Source organism: Mesorhizobium sp. M4A.F.Ca.ET.020.02.1.1 (genome assembly GCF_004022645.1).
Classification (GTDB): Bacteria; Pseudomonadota; Alphaproteobacteria; order Rhizobiales; family Rhizobiaceae; genus Mesorhizobium.
In genome coordinates, this window is the sequence record NZ_RZOI01001198.1 from 1 (window position 1) to 985 (window position 985).

At 64.1% G+C, this 985-nt stretch carries 2 protein-coding genes; one reads left to right on the forward strand and one right to left on the reverse strand.

Features of this window, described 5'->3' with window-relative positions; all coding sequences use genetic code 11:
* Window positions 1–361, forward strand: a 361-nt coding sequence (locus EN742_RS36025) for a biotin transporter BioY (RefSeq protein WP_189375755.1), incomplete at its 5' end; no start/stop codon positions are given.
* A 51-nt stretch (window positions 362–412) separates the two neighbouring features.
* Here the strand turns inward: EN742_RS36025 and EN742_RS36030 are convergent.
* A partial coding sequence (locus EN742_RS36030; protein ID WP_128333943.1) for an NAD-dependent epimerase/dehydratase family protein occupies window positions 413–985 on the reverse strand: 573 nt, incomplete at its 5' end.

Consider the following 985-nt stretch of genomic DNA (forward strand, 5'->3'; position numbering starts at 1 on the left):
CTACATGGCCGAGGGCGCCATGGGCTTCCCGGTCTTCCAGGGCACGCCGGGGAAGGGCATCGGCGTCGCCTATATGCTCGGCTCCACCGGCGGCTATCTGGCCGGCTTCGTCGTCATGGCGGCGCTCGTCGGCTGGGCCGCCGACCGTGGCTGGGACCGTCATCCGGTCAAGCTCTTCAATGCCATGCTGGTGGCCGAAGTGATCATGATGGCGATGGGCTTCGCCTGGCTGGCGATGCTGATCGGTCCGGAAAAGTCCTGGCAGTTCGGCGTCTTGCCCTTCATCGTCGGCGACCTGATCAAGGTGGCGCTCGCCGCGAGCCTGGTGCCGGCCGTCTGGTCGCTGCTCAAGCGCGCCTGACGCCAATCAAAGTGAAAGGAGCCGGCTGGCAGTCTCTGCCCGCCGGCTTTTTCATGCCGTCGCCAAACGACGCTGGAAATAGGCAACCGTTTGCCTCAAGCCGTCTTCCAGACTGACCCGCGGCCGCCAACCGAGCGCCGCCCGCATGAGCGAAATGTCCGGGCATCTTTGCCTTGGGTCGTCCGTGGGCAAGGGTCGGAACTCCAGTTTGGAGCCGCCACCGACAAGCCGAAGCACATGTTCGGCCAGTTCGATCATCGTCACCTCATGCGGGTTGCCGATATTGGCCGGGCCCGTGAAATCGGCGGGCGATGCCATGAGCCTCAGCAGGCCGTCGACGAGATCGTCGACATAGCAGAAACTGCGCGTCTGGCGGCCGGTGCCGTAGATTGTCAACGCCTCGCCGCGGATCGCCTGGACGATGAAATTGCTGACGACTCGCCCATCGTCCGGGTGCATGTTCGGGCCATAGGTGTTGAAGATGCGCGCCACCTTGATCTCGGTGCGGGCCTCGCGCCAGTAGTCGAAGAACAGCGTTTCGGCGCAACGCTTGCCTTCATTGTAGCAACTGCGCGTGCCGATCGGGTTCACCCGCCCCCAATAGGTTTCCGGCTGTGGATGCAC